At 62.8% G+C, this 20,035-nt stretch carries 16 protein-coding genes and 3 pseudogenes; 13 read left to right on the top strand and 6 right to left on the bottom strand.

The window, feature by feature from the left end; translation table 11 throughout:
• Positions 1 to 850: 850 nt before the first annotated feature.
• Positions 851 to 1,339: a hypothetical protein gene (locus tag ACTGJ9_RS18345; RefSeq protein WP_456678184.1), complete on the bottom strand. Its 489-nt coding sequence runs from the start codon at positions 1,337 to 1,339 to the stop codon at positions 851 to 853.
• A gap of 780 nt (positions 1,340 to 2,119) precedes the next feature.
• Here ACTGJ9_RS18345 and ACTGJ9_RS18340 point away from each other — a divergent pair.
• The 3 genes from ACTGJ9_RS18340 to ACTGJ9_RS18330 all read left to right on the top strand — a co-directional run bounded on the left by ACTGJ9_RS18340 (position 2,120) and on the right by ACTGJ9_RS18330 (position 4,166).
• Positions 2,120 to 2,680 (top strand): ABC transporter permease subunit, encoded by a 561-nt coding sequence (locus ACTGJ9_RS18340; RefSeq protein ID WP_456678183.1) that lies wholly within the window; start codon positions 2,120 to 2,122, stop codon positions 2,678 to 2,680.
• Between the two features lie 62 nt (positions 2,681 to 2,742).
• Complete coding sequence (locus ACTGJ9_RS18335; RefSeq protein WP_456678182.1) at positions 2,743 to 3,897, top strand: IS1182 family transposase; 1,155 nt, start codon at positions 2,743 to 2,745, stop codon at positions 3,895 to 3,897.
• A complete protein-coding gene (locus tag ACTGJ9_RS18330) occupies positions 3,894 to 4,166 on the top strand; it encodes a transposase (RefSeq protein ID WP_456678181.1) in 273 nt (90 codons plus the stop codon). The genes ACTGJ9_RS18335 and ACTGJ9_RS18330 overlap by 4 nt, the downstream gene beginning before the upstream one ends.
• A gap of 804 nt (positions 4,167 to 4,970) precedes the next feature.
• Here the strand turns inward: ACTGJ9_RS18330 and ACTGJ9_RS18325 are convergent.
• The 3 genes and pseudogenes from ACTGJ9_RS18325 to ACTGJ9_RS18315 all read right to left on the bottom strand — a co-directional run bounded on the left by ACTGJ9_RS18325 (position 4,971) and on the right by ACTGJ9_RS18315 (position 8,859).
• Positions 4,971 to 5,498: a hypothetical protein gene (locus tag ACTGJ9_RS18325; protein WP_456678180.1), complete on the bottom strand. Its 528-nt coding sequence runs from the start codon at positions 5,496 to 5,498 to the stop codon at positions 4,971 to 4,973.
• 358 nt (positions 5,499 to 5,856) lie between these two features.
• On the bottom strand, positions 5,857 to 6,639 hold the full coding sequence (locus ACTGJ9_RS18320; protein ID WP_456678179.1) for an enoyl-CoA hydratase/isomerase family protein: 783 nt from the start codon (positions 6,637 to 6,639) through the stop codon (positions 5,857 to 5,859).
• Between the two features lie 130 nt (positions 6,640 to 6,769).
• A pseudogene (locus tag ACTGJ9_RS18315) lies at positions 6,770 to 8,859 on the bottom strand (molybdopterin oxidoreductase family protein).
• A 252-nt stretch (positions 8,860 to 9,111) separates the two neighbouring features.
• On the opposite strand from ACTGJ9_RS18315, the gene ACTGJ9_RS18310 reads away from it, so the two are divergent.
• From ACTGJ9_RS18310 to ACTGJ9_RS18295, 4 genes are read left to right on the top strand one after another with little or no spacing between them, the layout of a single operon-like run.
• A complete protein-coding gene (locus ACTGJ9_RS18310) occupies positions 9,112 to 10,068 on the top strand; it encodes a tripartite tricarboxylate transporter substrate binding protein (RefSeq protein ID WP_456678569.1) in 957 nt (318 codons plus the stop codon).
• A gap of 13 nt (positions 10,069 to 10,081) precedes the next feature.
• Positions 10,082 to 10,552, top strand: coding sequence for a (2Fe-2S)-binding protein (locus tag ACTGJ9_RS18305; RefSeq protein ID WP_456678178.1), 471 nt, complete (start codon positions 10,082 to 10,084; stop codon positions 10,550 to 10,552).
• Positions 10,549 to 12,681, top strand: coding sequence for a molybdopterin cofactor-binding domain-containing protein (locus ACTGJ9_RS18300; protein ID WP_456678177.1), 2,133 nt, complete (start codon positions 10,549 to 10,551; stop codon positions 12,679 to 12,681). The genes ACTGJ9_RS18305 and ACTGJ9_RS18300 overlap by 4 nt, the downstream gene beginning before the upstream one ends.
• A complete protein-coding gene (locus ACTGJ9_RS18295) occupies positions 12,678 to 13,376 on the top strand; it encodes a molybdate ABC transporter substrate-binding protein (RefSeq protein WP_456678176.1) in 699 nt (232 codons plus the stop codon). Before ACTGJ9_RS18300 ends, ACTGJ9_RS18295 begins: the two co-directional genes overlap by 4 nt.
• Before the next feature lie 11 nt (positions 13,377 to 13,387).
• Here ACTGJ9_RS18295 and ACTGJ9_RS18290 read toward each other — a convergent pair whose 3' ends face one another.
• Entirely contained in the window at positions 13,388 to 14,194 is an 807-nt protein-coding gene (locus tag ACTGJ9_RS18290) for an SDR family NAD(P)-dependent oxidoreductase (RefSeq protein WP_456678175.1), read from the bottom strand.
• A gap of 502 nt (positions 14,195 to 14,696) precedes the next feature.
• Here ACTGJ9_RS18290 and ACTGJ9_RS18285 point away from each other — a divergent pair.
• From ACTGJ9_RS18285 to ACTGJ9_RS18260, 6 genes and pseudogenes are all read left to right on the top strand, one after another.
• Positions 14,697 to 14,771: pseudogene (locus ACTGJ9_RS18285) on the top strand (GntR family transcriptional regulator); the annotation flags it as partial.
• A gap of 119 nt (positions 14,772 to 14,890) precedes the next feature.
• Positions 14,891 to 15,304: a GntR family transcriptional regulator gene (locus ACTGJ9_RS18280; RefSeq protein WP_456678174.1), complete on the top strand. Its 414-nt coding sequence runs from the start codon at positions 14,891 to 14,893 to the stop codon at positions 15,302 to 15,304.
• 144 nt (positions 15,305 to 15,448) lie between these two features.
• A complete protein-coding gene (locus ACTGJ9_RS18275) occupies positions 15,449 to 16,351 on the top strand; it encodes a TRAP transporter substrate-binding protein (RefSeq protein WP_456678173.1) in 903 nt (300 codons plus the stop codon).
• A 128-nt stretch (positions 16,352 to 16,479) separates the two neighbouring features.
• Positions 16,480 to 16,995, top strand: coding sequence for a TRAP transporter small permease (locus ACTGJ9_RS18270; RefSeq protein WP_456678172.1), 516 nt, complete (start codon positions 16,480 to 16,482; stop codon positions 16,993 to 16,995).
• 16 nt (positions 16,996 to 17,011) lie between these two features.
• Positions 17,012 to 18,301, top strand: a complete 1,290-nt coding sequence (locus ACTGJ9_RS18265) for a TRAP transporter large permease (protein ID WP_456678171.1) — start codon at positions 17,012 to 17,014, stop codon at positions 18,299 to 18,301.
• 84 nt (positions 18,302 to 18,385) lie between these two features.
• Positions 18,386 to 19,159, top strand: a pseudogene (locus tag ACTGJ9_RS18260) (cyclase family protein).
• A 10-nt stretch (positions 19,160 to 19,169) separates the two neighbouring features.
• Here the strand turns inward: ACTGJ9_RS18260 and ACTGJ9_RS18255 are convergent.
• Positions 19,170 to 19,898: a Crp/Fnr family transcriptional regulator gene (locus tag ACTGJ9_RS18255; RefSeq protein ID WP_456678170.1), complete on the bottom strand. Its 729-nt coding sequence runs from the start codon at positions 19,896 to 19,898 to the stop codon at positions 19,170 to 19,172.
• Between the last annotated feature and the right edge of the window lie 137 nt (positions 19,899 to 20,035).

Genomic DNA, 20,035 nt, shown 5'->3' with positions numbered 1-20,035 from the left:
TGACCCGCGGCTGGCGAACACGGTGACGCTGCGTCGTCTTCGCTATTCGGCCGAAGGCGCGTCAATCCGAGGCGACAGGCGTGCCCACCCGACCAGGGCGCTGCAGTCAACCGGGCGGATGTGCTTGTCGTCGGCGGAGGCATACCTTCTAGAGGTGACAGTCTCCAATGTCTTAGGCCCGCGCCTGACGTTGCTGGTGGGGCGCTCCGGGAACGATTTTTATCGACCCGAGGGGCACGGACGTTGTTTCATCCTCGTCGAGACTCCATCACCACTTCACAGCACAAGCTTTGGGATGCCGGTGACGGAAGTTCTTCACATCCGGACTATGTCCGTGACGGCAGCATGAGGCAAAGGCAACCAAGCGAGACCGTGCCCACGACGAGCACCGTCGAGCGCACCGTGGTCAACCGCGAAATGCCCCTGTCGACGACAGGCACATGCCTTCCAGACGCGGTCGCCTCCAATGTCCTAATTCGCCGGGCTTTTTTATGGAGACGTTTCTGCGGAGCGTTCTTCTCGACCGGAAACGTGTTGGCGCTGTCTCATCCGCGGTGAGACTTCAATCACCGCTTCGCTGAAGTAGTGGGGCGGCGCCTGGGAAACACGAGTCCGAGCTTCCCTCAGATTTGGCCGACTTTCCCTCAACTGCTGCGATCCACTTTGAGGGAAACTCGCTATCTAAGGCAGAGCCGTGTATTCATATATTCATAAGATTCGTCGAGCGTCGCAAGCTCCTGAAAATGAGGATGATTCTCGAATATCATTTTCGACTTTCCCTCAGATTTGGCAAAGTTTCCCTCACGGACCGAGCCGGCGATGCCGACCGCACCGCCGAAGGGCAATACCGTTACCGGCTCAAAGCGTCGATGATGGCCGCTTTCGCCCGAGCCAGTCGCTCCTCATCTCGCCTGATCTGAGCAAGGCAAGCGGAGAGGACCTTCCGTTTCACTTCAAGCGTCAAGGCGCGGGAGCCGGCCCTGATAGCTCCCAGGTGGCCCTGCGTGTATTTTTGGCTCCTGGATAAGGGCCTCTGCCAACGCGGTCCGTACGACAGCTCCACCATGGCGAAGAAGCGCTCCTTGGGCGTCCGTGAATCGTCGCTATCAGCAAGGAAGGGCGCGGCATCGGCATAATCTGCCGAGGTGATCCCCGCGGCGATCTCAGCCTCCGACAAATCGGAGGTTTCATCATAGTAGTCGTCAAGCGGCTCGGAGAAGATGGTCGTGCCGTCCGGAGTACCGGTGTAGATGACGACCGCGTCATCATCCGCGACGTCGTCGTAATCAACGTCGAGAGGCTCCGAAAAAATCAAGTCGTTTGCCACGTGACCGCTCATGCTACCTCCGCCAGTTGTTCACCTTCTCGTCACATACTGGCCGCGCGATCGTCCATCAATCGCGTGACGGTCCACTCGATCAATAGTTGCAGTGGATAGCGGGGACAATTGGTGAAAACTGCTCCCCGTCAAAGACTACCAGCTTGATCTCTGTCGAATGACCTAGCGTAGCCGCTGATCTAGCAACGAGCATTCATTGAGCGAGAGGCGTCCAAACGCTCCACAGACTTCTCTCGATCGTTCCCTCCACAGACGCATCCTCCAGAACTATCGATCGTGCGTGCCTTCCTCGCTCCGTGTCAAAACGAATGCGCTCGCATCCGGACTCATCTGCCTGCGCACCATCGAGCAGGCCTTCCTCGCTCCGTGTCAAAACAAATGCGCCCGCATCCGGACTCGTCTGCCAGAGCGCCATCGAGCGAACCCTACCCGCTCCGTGTCAAAACGAATGCGCTCGCATCCGGACTCATCTGCCTGAGCACCATCGAGCAGGCCTTCCTCGCTCCGTGTCAAAACAAATGCGCCCGCATCCGGACTCGTCTGCCAGAGCGCCATCGAGCGAACCCTACCCGCTCCGTGTCAGAACGAATGCGCTCGCATCCGGACTCATCTGCCTGAGCACCATCGAGCAGGCCTTCCTCGCTCCGTCTCAAAACAAATGCCCCCGCATCGGGACTCATCTGCCTGAGCGCCCAGTCGCCGATTCCTTCGCACGAACCCTTCCAGATCGGCGTCGAGACTTTTAGCCGACTGTCGACGCCGGAACAGTTCGCCGAGATCGTGCTGGAATCGGACGCCGAAGGTCGCGTCGCCTGCGGTTCATTTTTGGTCGGGGCTGCCATCCGGCGCTGCCGCTCTTCTTTGGGGATCAGCCGTCAAGGGCTTCCCTTCATCTTTCGGGGCCTCAGGGTGCGCTGGCCTTCGTGGCGTCTCCGATCATCAGATCGGAATGCTGACCGTGACCGGCTGCGTCTTGGGGCCCTCCTCGCGTCTTCCCGCGGAGCCCGTATCGGATTGAAGATAAGGGCTGCGGCCGATAGCCGTGCGGCATCTCACGCGGTCGGCATTTCTGTCCGCTTCGTCAACGCATTGGCTTGGGGTGTTTCGGCGGCAATCGGATCGATCGCAGGAGCTCTCATAGCCCCAGTCATCTATCTCGAGCCGAACATGATGCTTTCGGCGGTCCTGTCGGCGTTTGCCAGTGCCTTGCTCGGTGCGTTGACGAATCCAGTCGGCGCCGTACCTGGCCGATTCGCAGTCGCCATTGTGGAAAATCTGGTCAGGCACATACGTGCCGGTCGTGGGTCGAAATCGGTGATCCGCTTCTGGTCGTCGTGGTAGCGATGCAGGCTGCGTGAAAACCAGCGCGTTATAGTGTTTTGGGTTTGGCTTGATTCGAGGCGATGATGGCGCACGTGACGGGTCAATCGCGATACCAGGCGACGCTTTTTCCGGAAGTTCTGGACGAAGTTGTGGGCGGCGACGATCCGGTTCGGGTAATTGATGCATTTGTCGCGGGGCTGGACTTGGAAAAGCTCGGATTTTCCAAGACTGTTGCGGAGGAGATGGGACGGCCGCCCTACGCACCGGGCGACCTCTTGAAGCTGTATATTTATCGGTACTTGCACCGGGTGCGGGCGAGCCGCCGACCGGAGGCGGAGACGCAGCGCAACGTTCAGGTGATGTGGCTGCTGAACCGTCTGACGCCGTCGTTCAAGACGATTGCGGGCTTCCGCAAGGACCAAGCGGCTGCGATCGTGAAGGTCTACCGTGCCTTCATCCGGTTCTGCTGGGAGCAGTCGCTGTTCGGGGCGGAGTTGCTGGCGATTGACGGGACCAAGATCGCGGCGGTGGCGAGCGGCAAGCAGGTGATGACGCCGCAGCGGATCGCGAAGATGAACGCGGCGATCGATCGTAAGATTGCGGACTATCTGGCGTCGATGGACGAAGCCGACCGGACGGAAGCGGGCTCGGCAGGCAAGCCTGTCGATGTCGCGGCTGCGATCGAAGCTCTCAAGGCGCAGAAGCAGCAACTGCAAGCTCAGGCACCGGATCTGGCGGCACGCGGGCTCAACCAGTTGGTCGTGACCGAGCCGGAAGCGCGGCTGATGCGCACGCCACATGGCCATGCGGTCGCCTATAATGCGCAGACGGTGGTCGATGCCGAGCACAAGCTGATCGTGGCGTTCGATCTGACGAACGAGGGCAACGACCTGCAGCAGCTGCATCCGATGGCGGTGCAGGGCAGGGCTGCGGTCGAAGCCGGCGAGGTCACGGTCGTGGCCGACACCGGCTATTCGAACGGCGAGCACGCAGCACTTTGCGAGCAGGACAAGATCACGGCGATCGTGCCGCGGCCGGAGACAGTCAATCCGAAGCGCTCCCAATACTTCAGCCGGGATCGGTTCAGCTACGACCGTGAGAGCGATAGCTGGCGCTGCCCGGCCGGGGAGACGCTGAGCTTGTTCAAGACGTCGCAGACCCAGCAGAAGGAATACACCGGGCGTGCGGGGCCTGCGCGCTCAAGGCGCAATGCACGAACGCCGCGCGACGGGTGATCGTGCGTCATTTTTACGAGAATGAGCGTGAAGCGATGCACCGGCGGGCCATCGCTGACCCGATCTGGATGACCCGCCGACGAGCGAGCGTCGAACACCCATTCGGAACCATGAAATGGCTGATGGCCGGTCCCCGCTTCCTGGTCAAGGGGCTGAAAAAGGCAAAGGCCGAGCTCGCCCTCGGCGTTCTCTGCTACAATCTCAAGCGGCTGATCAGCATCCTCGCAGTGCCGGCCCTGCTGGAAGCGATGGCACCATCCGCGGCCTGACAAGAAATTTTTGCTTCCCGCCTAATCCTCAGCGGCCCGAAGCAAACCATGCGACTTCTCGCACAGCCTGGATGGCTGGTCTCCAGGGGAGCACTGTTCGGCCGGCAAGTAGCGAAGCGGTTCTGATCATGCACAGGTTCTCGATAGTCCGTGCTATCGATCTCGCCCTCTTGGCGCTCGGTATACCGCCCCCTTCATGGGCGCTCGATTTCGCCCTGTTTCAAGTCTCGCAGATCATGACGCTCGGCATCGTCGTAGTTGGCCTCCATCTGCTCGTGTTGGACGCCAGTTCCCGCTCCGTCACGGTGTTTTCTTCGCCGCCGGAGCGTATCCGTGCTTGTCGCCCTTCCCCTGGATTGCTCGTAGGTGTCCCCGCATTGCGGCTCGCGGGCGTCTACTTGGCCATCGCGGCGTGCGTGCTCGGTGCGATCACGCCGACTGTGCTGAAGCTTCGAGTGCGAAGCCGAGTTGCTGAGCGCGTCGACGCCGACGCCGAAGCTGCGAGAGATGCTAGACCAGGTCGCGGAATGGGTAGTTTCGGAGCGTTCAAGAATTACTGCAGGTCGATTGCGCTCCGGTCGAGGACTACGTCGATCAGGAAGACGTGAGCGCGCGCGGAGTCTGGTTGTTCGCGAGACGAGGCGACGACGAAAGGCTCGAGATGCGCAGATACCAGGACGATCCGCATGAGACGTTCGCGTCGGACGATAAGGCGGCTGCTTACGCGCGCGCCTCGCGCGGCTCCCAACTTGACCGCGAGTCGTCGAGGCGCTTGCTTTGACGGACAGCCCACCGACCGACTGTTCAGGCCAGCGGGCGGTTGATGCGGTGAGCACGGGCACGCGCGCCGAGCTCGGGATATCCGCACTCGGGATCCCGCGCGATGCCGAGGGGGTCGATCGCAGGCAACCACTGCGACATCGCCTTCCGGGCGATCCGGTTGAGGCGCTTACCACGGCCCTGCCGCGCGACTTCGCCGGCCACCCACTCGAAGAAGTGCTGCGCCGTCTCGCAGCCTTCCGCGGAGCTCCCACTTACGATCTCGGCGAAGGTCTCCTGCATGATGCGTCCGACGACCACGGGGTCGAAGCTCAGGGCGATCTCGGTCAAACGCTCCAGAGCCGAGGCGGTCATGCCATCGGCGGACGCGAGCAACTTGTCGATGAACACGCGATGATCGCGACGCCAATCACGCCACAGGCTGTCGTCATACATGTCCAGAAACTGCTCTCGAGGCAAAGAATCGACGTAGATCTGATCGAGTTCGATACTGCGGGACAAACCTTTCAGAAACTTACTGACGTCCGCCTGGATGAGCGCGCTGGTCGACATTTGATCTCTCCTTCTTCCTGTTGTACATTCGTCCAGTCCGTGGCACAGGACTAGGCCTCGACGATATGTGTCGGTACCGCGCACCTCAAACGCGAGAGGGAAGCTAAGGAGAGTTAGCTTCCCGTAGACGACCTTTTCCACACCAAATTTTTCAAGACAGGCACCTTGCCGGTCCGCAGATCGACTAACCCGACTGCGAAACCTCGGATATTGAGATGCCTCTCCCATCGTGCCGCAAAGCAAAGCTCAAGCGCTCGGTAGCCAACTCAGCCACACGGAGCACAACCGCAGTCTACCTTGCGTGGTCCCAGCAGTAGCCTGCAATTACCGAATATCCCGGAGGCGCGTGCCTCTTCTCTCAGCGCCCCGTCCAGACCGGCTTCCTCTTATCGCCGAACGCCTTCAGCCCTTCCTTGGCGTCCTCGGTCATCGCCAGCAGCGCGATCTGGCTTTCGGTGTAGGCGATGCTCTCGTCGAACGACATTGAGGCGATGGCGCGCATGGCGTATTTGCCGCGGCGGATCGCGGTGGGGGATTTGTCGACGATGCGGCCGATCAGCCAGTCGACCTTGGCATCAAGCTCGGCCGTGGGCACGACGTAATTGAGCAGGCCCGCAGCTTGCGCGGATTTCGCATCGAACGGCTCGCCGGTGAGGGCCCATTCGTTGACGAGGCGTCGCGGTGCGATCTCCTGCAACAGGCTCAGCACCTGCATCGGAAATACGCCGACCTTCACCTCCGGCAGGCCGAAGATAACATGATCCGCCGCAACCGCCATGTCGGTCATGGAAAGAAGCCCCATGCCGCCGGCCATGCAGACGCCGCCGACGCGCGCAATCGCAGGCTTGGTGGCGTTCTGCGACAGGCGCAACAGATCGGCATAATCGACATTCGGTTTGGAATGATCCATCGCGAAGGCCGCACCGGAATTCTGTAAATCGGCGCCGGCGCAGAATGCCTTGTCACCCGCACCGGTCAGCACGATGACGCAGACATCCTTATCCTCATGCGCATCGCGGTAGCCGCGTGCGATGCCCGCGATCACATCGCCGTTCAGCGCGTTGCGCTTCTCCGGCCGATTGATGGTGATCCAGAACGCCTGCCCGCGCTTCTCGGTGATGACGCCTGCGGTGTCGGTCATGACGCTATATCCTTGCTCCCGTTTTGCAGCCATTTGCGGCAGCTCGGGTGCGCGGTGCAAGGGCAATCTGCCACGAGGCGCGGCTTTAGCGCCTCCACGCAAATCTGCGCGCGATCAGTGCGAGCGCAGCTCAGGCCGCGGCCGCTTTCCTGATCCAGACCTTGTTGTCGTGGAACGCAGCGCCGCCGATCGGGGCGATGGTGTCCGCACCGGTCAGCATGTTGATGCCGCGGCCGCCGATGTGATTCTTGTTCGGATGCACGGATTCCGCGATCAGGACGCCACGCCGTACGCCGTCGAACAGTACGGCAATCAACGAGGTCTCGCCGCGGGTGTTGCCGAGCGTCACCGCATCGCCGTCGGCGATGTCGAGCGCGGCCGCATCCAACGGATGGATCATCACGCTCGCCTTGCCTTCGCGCGCCTGCGAGGACGGGGTCTCGTTGAAAGTCGTGTTGAGGAAGCTGCGCGAAGGGCTCGTCGCGAGCCGGAACGGGTGAGCCTGGTCGGTGTGCTCGATCACAGCCCAATGGTCCGGCAGCGAGGGCATCTTGTCGAAATCGCCCATGGTCTGGCCGAATGGCGGATGTGCCCAATCAGCCTTGAAATGGAATTTTTTGTCGGGATGAGCGAAGCCATCGAGATAATGCGAGGTGCTGAAGTCCGGCTGCAGATCGCGCCAGATATCGGCTTCGAGGCCGGCGATGTCCCCGTGGTCGCTGAGCTTCAGCGTCGCGTCGATCAACTGGCGCGGCGTCATGTCGAAACCCCGATGCTCCGCGCCAAGCCGCGGCGCCAGCGCCTGCAGCACCTGATGATTAGAGCGGCATTCCCCGGGCGGATCGATCAGCTTGGGGCCGACCGAGATGTGCTGGTGACCGCCGCCGTAATAGAGATCGTCGTGCTCCATGAACATGGTCGCCGGCAGCACGACGTCCGCCATCTGCGCCGTCTCGGTCATGAACTGCTCGTGCACCGCAACGAACAGATCCTCGCGCGCAAAGCCCTGCCGCACCAGCGCCTGCTCCGGCGCGACCGTCATCGGGTTGGTGTTCTGGATCAACATCGCCTTGACCGGGCCCCTGCCGAGCAGAGCGTCGGAATCTCCAGTGAGGATGCGGCCGATCTGCGACTGGTCGAGCGCGCGGATCGATTTGTCGAGTGCATCATGACCTTCTATGACGGCTTCATTGAAATGCCACAGCGCGTAATTGTTGAAGAAGGCGCCGCCGCCCTCGTACTGCCAGGCACCGGTCACTGCGGGAATGCAATTCGCTGCATGCATTTGCGTCGCGCCGTTGCGCGAACGCGTGAAACCATAGCCAAGCCGGAAGAAGGTCCGCTTGGTCTCGCCGACGGCTTTGGCGAAGGCCTCGATCTCCGCCACCGGCACACCGCAAATCGCAGAGGCCCATTCCGGCGTGCGAGCCTGCAGATGCGCCTCGAGCTCGGCGGGACAATCGGTGTATTTGTCCATATAGGCGCGGTCGGCATAGCCGTCGCGGAGCAGAACGTGCATCACGCCGCAGGCAAACGCCCCGTCGGTGCCGGGCCGCAGGAGGATCTTGATATCAGCCTGCTTCATGGTATCGTTGTCGTAGATGTCGATCGCTGCGATTTTCGCGCCGCGCTCCTTCCGCGCACGCGCGGCATGCGTCATCACGTTGACCTGAGTATTGACGGGATTGGTACCCCAGATCACGACGAGATCGGATAGCGCCATCTCGCGCGGATCGGCGCCGGCGATCTTGCCGGTTCCGATCGCAAAGCCGATACGCCCGACATTGGCGCAGATGGTCTGGTAGAAGCGCGAGTATTTTTTCACATGCGTCAGACGGTTGAGGCCGTCGCGCATCACCAGCCCCATCGTGCCGGCGTAGTAGTACGGCCAGATCGATTCCGCACCGAACTCGCGCTCGGCCCGGTTGAAGCGATCGGCGATCTCGTCCAGCGCCTCGTCCCAGGAAATCCGCGCAAACTGGCCGGAGCCTTTCGCACCCGTGCGGCGCATCGGAAACGTCACCCGCTCCGGATGATGGATACGCTCGGCGTACCGCGCGACCTTGGCGCAGACCACGCCTGCCGTGTAGGTCTGCTTTTTCGACCCCGGACGCGGCCGATGCTGCGACCTTCGACCACCTCAACATCGAGCGCACAGGCCGACGGGCAATCGTGCGGACAGGTGGAGTGACGGATCTCGATCTTGGCGTGCTGGTTCATACCCAATTTGGTAACACCAAAATACTGGACAGCCGAGGGCATTTATCCGGCAATGCCCATGCAAGATGCTCAAACCACGCGCGTGGCCTGTTCCTCCCCGCGACGGCGAATGCCCCGCCGCCACACCGAAAACGGCCCGATATTCCAGCTGAAATCAACTTTGTGAGGCGTCGACAGTCTGCGCCCGTAGCCGCTACAGTGCCGGCCAACAAAAACGAACTCAGGGAGGTGGGTGTGACGGCCCGACAAATAATGCTGGCGCTGGCCGCCGGCCTCCTCACCGCTTTCCCGGCGACTCCGTCCCTGGCGCAAGGCTATCCCGCGCACGCGGTTCGCATCGTCGTCCCCTTCGGCGCCGGCGGGCCGGCCGATGTCGCGGCGCGACTGATCGGCAACGCACTCCAGGAGCGCTTTGGCCAGCCCTTCGTGGTCGAGAACCGCAGCGGTGCAGGCGGCGTCATCGGCACGGTCGAGGCGGCGAAGTCGCCGGCCGACGGCTACACCTTGCTGATGATGTCCAACACCCAGACCGCAAATGAATCGCTGCTGACGCCGGAGCAGCGCAAATACGAACTGATGCGCGACCTCGCACCGATTGCGCCGGTAAATTATTCCGATCTCGTCATCGTGGTGAGCCCGCAAGTTCCGGCGAAGACGCTGCAGGAGTTCATCGCGCTCGCCAAGGCGAAGCCGGGCAAGTTGAACTACGCCTCTTCCGGCCAGGGCACGCCCTATCACATGGCTGGCGAACTGTTCAAAGCGATGGCCGGCATCGAGATCGTCCACGTCCCCTACCGCAACAGCGGCGAGGCGCGCAGCGGCGTGATCGGCGGCCAGGTGCAGATGATGATCGACGCGGTGCCGACGATGGCGCCGAACATCGGAGAAAACCAGGTCCGCGCACTCGCGACCACTGGCCAGCAGCGTTCCGCGGTGCTGCCCAATGTGCCGACTGCCGGCGAGGCCGGCGTTCCCGGCTACGAGGCGACGATCTGGCTCGGCCTGATGGCCCCGATGGGCACTCCAAAACCTATCATCGACAAGCTCAATTCAGCCGTGAACGCAATGGTGAGGCGGCCCGACATCGTCAAACTCTGGACCGAGCAGGGTGCCGTGCCCATGTCGATGACGCCGGAGGAGTTCGACAAGTTCCTGCGGGGCGACATCGCGAAGTGGGCCGAAATCGTCAAGAAGTTCGACAAATCCTGAGGCCGCGCCGCTCATGCCCACCATTCAATTCGAGCTCAACGGCGCGACAGTGGCGGTGGATGCCGATCCCGATCAAATGCTGCTCGATGTGCTGCGTGGCCGGCTCGGCACCACTGGTCCGCATTTCGGCTGCGGGGCCGGCGAATGCGGCGCCTGTTACGTGATGGTCGACAACCGCGCGGTGGCCTCCTGCGCCATGCCGATGTGGTCGGTGGCGGACAAGCAAATCGTCACATTGGAGGGCCTCGGCACGGCCGAGCAACCGCATCCGCTGCAACGCGCCTTCATCTCCGAACAGGCGATGCAATGTGGCTACTGCGTCTCGGGGATCCTGATCAGCGCGGCAGCGCTGCTGAAACGCAGTCCATCGCCATCGGAAGCCGAGGTCAGAGCGGCGCTCGATCGCAATCTGTGCCGCTGTGGATCGCACAACCGCATGGTCCGCGCCGTGCTCCGGGCGGCTTCGGAGATCGCAACATCATGAGTGCGCCGCCCCCTGCCCCGAAACTGCCTGTCAGCCTCGCAGCCAATCCTAGATTGTCATCCTGGGTGAGGCTCACCGGCGAAGGCCGCGTGGCGATCTCGCCCGGGAAGGTCGAGATCGGCCAGGGCATCGTCACGGCATTGGCGCAGATCGCGGCGGACGAGCTCGATGTGGAGTTCGGCCGCATCGACATGATCCGCGCCTCTACGGCTGCGAGCCCGAATGAGGGTGTCACCTCCGGTAGCTTGTCGATTCAGCAATCCGGCCGCGCACTGCGCCACGTCTGCTCTGAGGTGCGCCAGCGCTTCCTCGCGGCAGCATCCGAACGTCTTGGCGTCGACGCGGCGCTGCTCGATGTCGAGGACGGCATGATCTCGGGGCCCGGCAATATCAGGACCAGCTATTGGGAGCTGGCTGGCGACGTCTCGTTGGATCACGATGCGACCGCTGGCGCTTCGGCGAAGACGGCCGCCAAACGCGTCGTCGCCGGGCATGCGATCCAGCGGATCGACATTCCCGACAAGGTGTTCGCGCGGCCGCGGTTCATCCATGATCATGCGCTGCCGGGATTGCTGCACGGACGCGTGCTGCGGCCGGACGTCTCCGGCGCGAAGCTGATCGGGCTCGACGAAGCGCCCGCACGCCGCGTTTCCGGTCTCATCGGCATCGTCCGCGACGGAGCCTTTGCAGGCGTCGTGGCCGACAGTGAGGTCGCGGCGGAAGCGGCGTTGAAGGTCCTACACAAAGGTGCGACCTGGTCGCTCGGCGAGCCGCTTCCCAACGAAAACGATCTGGCCGGCTTTCTGAGAAGCCAACCAGTCGAGACGACCATCATCGACACCAGGACGGCAGCCGCGACAGCAAAGGCAACGCGCACGCTCCGCCGGCAATATATCCGCCCCTATATCGCCCATGCCTCGATCGCGCCGTCCTGCGCGATGGCGCAATGGCAAGGTGACCGTGTCCATGTCTGGACGCACAGCCAAGGCGTCTATCTGCTCCGCGCCGATCTCGCGTTCGTGCTCAAGCTGCCGGCCGAAAATATCGTCGTCGAGCATATGGAGGGCGCGGGCTGCTACGGGCACAATGCGGCTGACGATGTCGCGCTCGATGCCGTGCTGCTGGCGAAATCGACCGGCGGCCGCCCGGTGCGGGTGCAATGGTCGCGCCACGACGAGATGTCCCACGCGCCGTTTGGCGCCGCGATGGCCATCGAGGTCGAGGCCGATCTCGATGCGGACAACGAGATCGTCGGCTGGCGTCATGCGATCTGGAGCAACGGCCACGCGGCGCGGCCCGGGCGTGCGGCGCAGCCCGCATTGCTCGCGGCGAGCGAGATCGCAAATCCCCATCTGCGCATGATCTCGACGAACCCGCCCGCTGCCAATGGCGGCGGCGGCGACCGCAATTCTGTTCCGCTCTACGATTTCCCGGCCTGGACGATCACGAGCCATCGCCTGCTGACAATGCCGGTGCGTACGTCGGCGCTGCGGACCCTCGGCGCGCAGGGCAACGTGTTCGCGATCGAATCCCTGCTCGACGAGATCGCCGCCCTGCGCGGCGAGGACCCGATCGCGTTTCGCCTGCGGCACCTCCGCGACGAGCGGGCACGCGAGGTCATCCGTGCAGCGGCGCGACGCGCGGCCTGGAAGCCCGAAAGGCGATCCGGCATCGGCCACGGCTTCGGCTTTGCGCGCTACAAGAACACTGGGGCCTATTGCGCCGCTATCGCCGAAGTCGAGGGCGCCGACGAGATCCGCGTGAGGCGGCTGACGCTTGCGGTCGACGTCGGCGAGGCCATCAATCCGGACGGCGTCATTAACCAGATCGAGGGCGGCGCAATCCAGGCGACTAGCTGGGTGTTGAAGGAGCGCATTCGCTTCGATCGGGCGCGCATCACATCGACGTCGTGGACGGATTATCCGATCCTGACCTTCAGCGAGGTGCCAATGGTCGATGTCGAAATCATCCGGCGGCCGGAGACCGAGCCGGTCGGCGCCGGCGAAGCGGCGCACGGCCCGGTTACAGCGGCCATCGGGAATGCGGTGCATGATTGCCTTGGCGTACGCGTGCGCGACCTGCCGATCACACGCGACAAAATCATCGTTGCCATCGAGCTTGCATCGTGACGACAGTGAACCTCTTGAGCGGGGGCGCCGCGCAGGGCCTGGTACGTGGCCTCAGCGAGCCCTTCAAGACGCAGACCGGCTTCGGCATCGACGGCGAATTCGGCGCGGTCGGTGTGATGGCGGACAAGCTGCGGGCTGCCACGCCAGCGGATCTCGTGATCCTGACCCAGACCCTGCTTGCAAAGCTTGCCGCGGAGAAGCTGGTCATCGCCTCCTCGATCGCAGATGTCGGCCGGGTCGAGACCGCGCTTGCGGTCCGCAACCGCGATCCCAGGGCGATCGTGAAAACGGAGGCCGATCTCCGCGAAATCCTGCGGTCAGCGGACGCCATTTACGTCCCCGACACCAAGGCCTCGACCGCAGGCCAGCACGTCGCAAAAGTGCTGAATCAGCTCGGCATCGCCTATGAGGTCACGTCGCGGCTGAAGATCTTTCCGAACGGCGCAACAGCCATGCGCGAGCTGGCGTCGTCCACCGCGACGCGGCCGATCGGATGCACGCAGGCGACCGAGATCATCGCAACCGACGGCATCGCGCTATCAGGTTCGCTGCCGCCGGGCTGCGAGCTGGTGACGATGTATACGGCCGGCGTGACCACGCAAGCAGCGCATCCGAACGAAGCCGCCGCGCTGATCGCACTGCTGACGGCGGCAGATCACAGGGACTTGCGCCAGCGCGTGGGCTTTGCCGGCTAAGATCGCGAACCTCAAGTGTGCAGCTGGGTGAGACCGGTCGGCGGACCGTCGACCCCGGTCCAGCCGCCATCGACGAACAGCGTGCTGCCGCTCACATAGCTCGCGGCGTCCGAGGCGAGATAGGCCACCGCCGTCGCGACCTCGTCGGCGCTGCTCCAGCGGTTGAACACGGTGTGGCTCGCGTAGAGATTGTAGATGTCGGGCCGCTGCTTGAACGGGCTGGTCAGCGCGGTCTCGGCGATGCTCGGCGCGATCGCGTTGACGCGCACGCCGGAGCGGCCGACTTCAGAGGCAAAGCCCTTCACCAGGAGTCCGATCGCTGCCTTGGTCGATCCATAGACGCCGAGGCCCGGCTCGATCGTCACCGCACGCACCGACGAGCAGGCGATGATGCTGCCGCCCTTCTGCTCGACCATGATGCGGCCAAAGGCCTGGAAGAACCAGACCGTGCCCTTGACGTTGAGATTCAGGACGCGGTCGAGATCCTCCTCGGTGTAGTCGAGGATGGTCTTGCGAATGTTGAGCCCGGGCGTGGTCACGGCGATGTCGAGCCGCGAAAACTTCCGCATCACGGTTTTGGCGAGCGTGTTGACGTCGGCAGCGCTCGCAGCATCGCATGCGGCCGCCTCGGCCCAGCCGCCCTTGTCGCGAATGCCCGCAGCCGTCGCCTCTGCCGCGTCAAGCGCGCGATCGGCGCAGACGACGCGGGCGCCGAGTCCGGCCAGCGCCTCGGCCGACGATTTGCCGATGCCCGGTGCGGCGCCGAGCACCACGGCCGTCTTTCCGGTGAGATCAAAGAGCTTGCGATAGTCAGTCACGGACCTATCCTTCAATGTTTTCGAAATCGGGTCGTAGCGCACTCATCCCTGCCTGCGAAGACAAAGCGATTGGAGTGTTGGCGACTTCGTGGTCGCCGCATCAATCCAAAATCGGTATCGATCGATACTCCCTTCAACTTGGACTCTCCGCTCCGCACGACCCTAGGAAGACTTGGGGAATGAATTCAAGGAGGGACACATGAGCGCGGAGCTATTCGCTGAACCCGACGAAAGCCGGCGTCTCACCGCTCGCCGCGCCTTGCGGGTCCTACCGCAACGCAACATCCGGCCGATCTGTTGAATTGATCTTCTCCCAGATCTCCTCGTATACTAATATATCAGTTTCAACCACAACGATAAGCATGCCCACGCGCACAACGAGGAAACCCTGGCCGCTCCCGCTCCCACTGCGGCCGGCATCAGCCCGCGCCGCGGTAAGCCGCCGCAGCGGGCGACGGCGTCGTCGCGCATCTATAGCGAATTGCGCGGCGAACTGGTCTCGATGCGCCGTCAGCCCGGTGACGTGATCTCGGAGGCCGACATCGCGCTCACCTACGGCGTCAGCCGGACCCCGGTGCGCGAGGCGATCCTCAAACTCTCCGACGAGGGCCTGCTCGACGTGTTCCCACAATCCGGATCTTCGTCTCCCGCATCCCCCTCGCCGCCCTGCCCGAGGCCATCATCATCCGCAAGGCGTTGGAAGAGACCACTGCGCGGCTCGCGGCGGAACGCGCCACCACAAGCCAGATTCTGCAATTGCGGTCGATCGTTGAGCGCCAGCGCGAGGCCGATGAAGCCGGTGACCGCGTCGCCTTTCACCACGCCGACGAGCTGTTCCACGCCACCGTCGCCGATGTCGCGAGATATCCGGGAATCTGGACGCTGATCCTGCATGTGAAAGTGCATGTCGACCGCTATCGCCAACTGACGCTGCCGGTCGCCGGGCGCATGAGGCAGGTGATAGCCGAGCACGAACCGATCCTCGCCGCGATCGAGGCGCACGATCCACAACGCGCGCGGATTGCGATGGAGCAGCATCTCAACCTGCTGCTACGCGACATCTCCGAGACCCAACACATCAATCCGGAGTTTTTCGCCGGCACGGAATGACCGTATCTCCGGTCAACAACGACGCACACCAAACAAGCACTGAGGGAGGACTACCATGAGACGCCGTGATTTCATCAAATTGAGCGCCGGATTAGAGCTGCCACGATCGCTCCGATCTCGTCGGGCCGCGCCCAAACCAAGGCCGTGTTCAAGGCCGCCGACGTGCAGCCGGTCGGCTATCCGACGGTTGCCGCCGTGGAGAGCATGGGCAAGAAGCTCGCCGAAGCGACCCAAGGCCGCCTCTCGATCCAGACCTATCCTTCTGCGCAGCTTGGCGCCGAGAAGGAAACGATCGAACAGACCCAGATCGGCGCCATCCAGATGCTGCGCGTCAGCGCCGGCGCAGTCGGTCCGATCGTCGATGACATCAATGTCGTCAACATGCCGTTCCTGTTCAAGAACGTGGCGCAATCCTGGAAGATGATGGACGGCGACGTCGGCCAGGAGCTCCTCGACAAGATCACTGCGAGCCCCAATGCCAATCTGGTCGCTCTCTGCTGGATGGATTCCGGCGCGCGCAGCTTCTACAACACCAAGCATCCGATCAAGTCGATCGCCGAGATCAAGGGGCTAAAGCTTCGCGTGATCGGCAATCCGATCTTCATCGACATGGTCAACGCGCTCGGCGGCAACGGCATCGCCATGGGCTACGACCAGGTATTCTCCTCGCTCCAGACCGGCGTGATCGACGGCGCCGAGAACAATCCGCCGAGCTATGTGTTCAGCAACCACTACACTGCTGCGAAATACTACTCGCTGACCGAGCACCTGATCATTCCCGAGATCCTCTGCTTCTCCAAGCGGTCCTGGACGGCGCTGTCTGCCGACGACCAGGCGCTGATCAGGAAGTTCGCGCGCGAAGCCCAGCTCGAGGAGCGCGAGCTCTGGAAGAAGTACGAAACGACGGCGATGGAGAAAGCCAAGGCTGCCGGCTGCGAAATCGTGGAGATCGCGGACAAGAAGCCATTCCAGGATGCGGTCAAGCCCGTGTGGGACAAGTATGGCCCGAAATACCAGGCCATGATCCAGCGCATTCAGGCGCTCTGAGCATGATCCGGATGAGCGTCCATCGTTCCTCCGGAATGCTCATGCTCGACCGAAATGTCAAGGCGCAATGACGGCTCATCGCGCCTTGGCCTCGACAAACGGAACCACTGACAGAGCAGGAAACGCGGATGGCCGCATTGTTTCGCCGAGCGATGGACTTTCTCTACTTGTCGTGCGTGATCGTCGGCTGCACCGCGCTGGTCGCGATCTCCGCGGTGATCCCGTGGGCCGTGTTTACGCGCTACGTGCTCAACAGTGCGGCTTCCTGGCCGGAGCCAACGGCGGTGCTGCTGACGATCGTGCTGACGTTCATCGGCGCCGCCGCCGGCTACCGGCTCAACCTGCACATGAGCGTCGCCTATTTCGCCAATAAGCTGCCTGCGCCGTTGCAACGGGCGACGGAGATACTGGTTCAGCTGCTGATGGCGCTGATCGCGCTGTTTATGCTGATCTGGGGCGAGCGTCTTGTCGAGGTCACCTGGTACAACACCATCCCCGATTTCCCGTCGCTGTCGGTCGGCGTCACCTATTTGCCGATTCCGATCGGCGGCGCCTGTTTGCTCCTGTTCGTGATCGAACGGATTTTCCTCGGCGTACCGCCCGACCCGATCGGCAAGCATTCCGAAACCGCCCCCTTCGAGTGAGCCGGGAGTTATCGCAATGGACATTTTTATCCTCCTCGGCACGATGATCGTGTGCTTCTTGATCGGCATGCCGATCGCCTATTCGCTGGCTATGGCAGCGATCGCCGGCGCGCTGTCGGTCGGCATTCCGCTGGAAGCCCTGATGCTGAAGATCTCGGACGGAGTCAGTAAGGTTGCCATGCTGACGATCCCGTTCTTCGTGCTCGCCGGGGCCATTATGGCCGAAGGCGGCATGGCGCGGCGGCTGGTCGCCTTTGCCGACGTGCTGGTCGGCTTGACCCGGCTGCGCGGCGGCCTTTCGATCGTCAACGTGCTGGCGACGACCTTCCTCAGCGGCATCTCCGGCTCTGCCGTGGCCGACACGTCGGCGATCGGCTCGGTGATGATCCCGGAGATGGAGAAGAATGGCTATCCGCGCGTGTTCGCCACGAACCTCACGATCTCGTCCTCGGTGCAAGCGTTGCTGGTGCCGCCGAGCCACAACGCCGTCCTCTATTCGCTCGCGACCGGCGGCACCATCTCGATCAGCGCGCTGTTCATGGCCGGTGTTTTCCCCGGACTGTTGATCGGATTCTCGCTGATCATCCTGTGCCTGGTGATCGCCTATCGCGAAGGCCACCCACACGGCCGCACCGTGCCAGCCAAGGATGCCATCAAGATCACGATCGACGCGGCGTGGGGCCTGATCACGCTCGTGATCATCCTCGGCGGCATTCTGGGCGGCATCTTCACCGCGATCGAAGCCGGCGCAGTGGCGTGCATCTGGGCGTTCTTCGTCACGATGTTCATCTATCGTGACTACAAATGGCGCGACCTGCCGGTGCTGCTGCATCGGACCTTGCGCACCGTCGCGATGGTGATGACGCTGATCGCCTGCGCCTCCGCCGTCGGTTATATCATGGCGCTGACGCAGATGCCGGCAAAGATGACAGCGTTCTTCCTGTCGATTTCCAGCAACAAATACGTGATCCTTCTGCTGCTCAACGTGCTCTTGCTGCTGCTCGGCACGCTGTTGGACATGGCGCCGTCGATCCTGATCGCCACGCCGATCCTGCTGCCGGTGATGCAGAATTTCGGCGTCGATCCCGTGCACTTCGGCATGATCATGCTGCTCAACCTCGGCATCGGCCTATGCCATCCGCCAGTCGGCGCGATCCTGTTCGTCGGTTGCGCGGTGGGCAAGGTCTCGCTCGAAGAGGTCATGCGCAAGATCTGGCCCTTCTATGGGGTCATGCTGTTCGTGCTGATGCTCGTCACCTACCTGCCGGAGATCTCGCTCTGGCTACCGCGTCACGTCCTGCGGTGAATCTGACCGCGCCGGCGCATCACTTGACGTCGCCGGCGCACCGCGCGCAGGATGTCGCTCAACAACATCTCGAAACAGATGTCCATGCTGCGGAAGCTGATCGACAGTTCCGTGTCGCGCAGAACGACGCGCCGGCCGATCCGGCGCGCAATCACCTGACGATCCAATACATCGATCGCCCGCAAGGACTGCCGCGCATGGTGCGGTTTTTGAAGGCTCAAGGCCCAGGACCCTGCCGGACGGCGAGGGCTGGGCCGTCGAGCAGGTCTCGCTGTCCGCGCACAACGGCACGCACCTTGATGCGCCATTGCACTTTCATCCGGCTAGGAATCGCGGCGAGCGTTCATGGACCATCGAAAAGGTTCCGCTGGAGTGGCGCTTGGAGCCCGGTGTGAAGCTCGACTTCCGGCATCTGCCGGATGGCTTTGTCGCAACCGCCGGCGACGTCGAGAAGGAGCTCAAGCGCATCGGCCACACGCTTCACCACTGGAGATCGTCGTCGTCAACACCAGCGCCGGTGCAAGATTCGGCCAGGCGGACTACGTCAACTCAGGCTGCGGCATGGGCTATGACGCCACCATGTACCTGCTCGACCGCGGGGTGCGGCTGACCGGGACGGACGGCTGGAGCTGGGATGCGCCGTTCGTCCTCACGGCAAAGAAATATGCAGAAACAGAAGATGCGAGCCTGGTCTGGGAAGGCCAAAAGGCAGGGCGGCACATCGGCTACTGCCATCTCGAAAAGCTGCACAATCTCGAGCAATTGCCGCCGACCGGATTCACGGTCTCATGTTTTCCGGTGAAGATCGAACGCGCCTCCGCGGGCCGAACCCGCACCGTCGCCTTCATCGACGGCTAGACCGGCAAGATCACTCGCCGTCGAGGCCGGTTTCCGCAAGCTCGCGCAGCGCATCGATATCTAGCACGACGATGGCGCCGTGCTCGAGGCGCACCCAGTTCCGTCCGGCCCAGGCGCGCAGTTGCTTGTTGATGCTCTCGCGCGTCATCCCCACCATCTCGCTGATCTCCTGCTGGGTGATCGCAAGCGTGCCGCTGCCGGAGTCGAACTTGCGCTCCTCGGTCAGACCGAGCAGCGCGCTCGCCAATCGGCCCGGTAGATTCTGCAAGATCACCTGCTCGACCTGCTGGCTGGTCCACCGCAGCCGAGCGCAGAGCAGTTCGATGAATTTCATCGCGAGCGCCGGCTGGCTCTTCACGAATGGCAGGAAGTCGCGGCGGTCGATGATGTAGAGTTCGCAATTGGTGTTGGCGGTCGCGTCCGCCGACCGCGGCGCACCATCGAGCACGGCGATCTCGCCGAATATCTCGCCGGGTCCGATCAGATTGAGAATGGCGTTCCGACCGTCGGGCGACGAGGAGGAAATTTTCACTTTCCCGGAGACCACCGCGAACAGGTTGTTGCCGGGGTCGCCCTTGGCGGCGATCGTCGCACCACGCTTGACCGTGGTGTGCTTGGCATAGCGGCACAGCTGATCGAGCGCCTCTGGATCCAGATCTGCGAAGATCGGATGCTTGCGCAGAACCGACAGTTTGTTACCCGACGACTGTCGGGGGTCGCCGGTCTTGTCCTGAGGCACACCGGGACTCTAAGACTGCGAGACACTGGAGTTCCTGCGTAGTCAGTGTTGCGGGGGTTTTCAACCGGAAAGCACAGACACAGGTTCAGTCAAATGCCCTTGAAATGCCGCGGTCGCGTCATCACAGCGCATCCGCA

The sequence above is a fragment of the Bradyrhizobium sp. RDM12 genome, from assembly GCF_051917485.1.
Taxonomy (GTDB): Bacteria; Pseudomonadota; Alphaproteobacteria; order Rhizobiales; family Xanthobacteraceae; genus Bradyrhizobium.
This window is presented reverse-complemented; position numbering and strand designations above follow the sequence as displayed.

Excerpts from the sequence above, each read along its gene's own strand:
- ACTGJ9_RS18325 (WP_456678180.1), bottom strand. The coding sequence starts at position 5,498 with ATGTCGACCAGCGCGCTCATCCAGGCGGACGTCAGTAAGTTTCTGAAA.
- ACTGJ9_RS18345 (WP_456678184.1), bottom strand. The coding sequence starts at position 1,339 with ATGAGCGGTCACGTGGCAAACGACTTGATTTTTTCGGAGCCTCTCGAC.
- ACTGJ9_RS18320 (WP_456678179.1), bottom strand. The coding sequence starts at position 6,639 with ATGACCGACACCGCAGGCGTCATCACCGAGAAGCGCGGGCAGGCGTTC.
- ACTGJ9_RS18270 (WP_456678172.1), top strand. The coding sequence starts at position 16,480 with ATGGCCGCATTGTTTCGCCGAGCGATGGACTTTCTCTACTTGTCGTGC.
- ACTGJ9_RS18300 (WP_456678177.1), top strand. The coding sequence starts at position 10,549 with ATGAGTGCGCCGCCCCCTGCCCCGAAACTGCCTGTCAGCCTCGCAGCC.
- ACTGJ9_RS18335 (WP_456678182.1), top strand. The coding sequence starts at position 2,743 with ATGATGGCGCACGTGACGGGTCAATCGCGATACCAGGCGACGCTTTTT.
- ACTGJ9_RS18310 (WP_456678569.1), top strand. The coding sequence starts at position 9,112 with ATGCTGGCGCTGGCCGCCGGCCTCCTCACCGCTTTCCCGGCGACTCCG.
- ACTGJ9_RS18305 (WP_456678178.1), top strand. The coding sequence starts at position 10,082 with ATGCCCACCATTCAATTCGAGCTCAACGGCGCGACAGTGGCGGTGGAT.
- ACTGJ9_RS18265 (WP_456678171.1), top strand. The coding sequence starts at position 17,012 with ATGGACATTTTTATCCTCCTCGGCACGATGATCGTGTGCTTCTTGATC.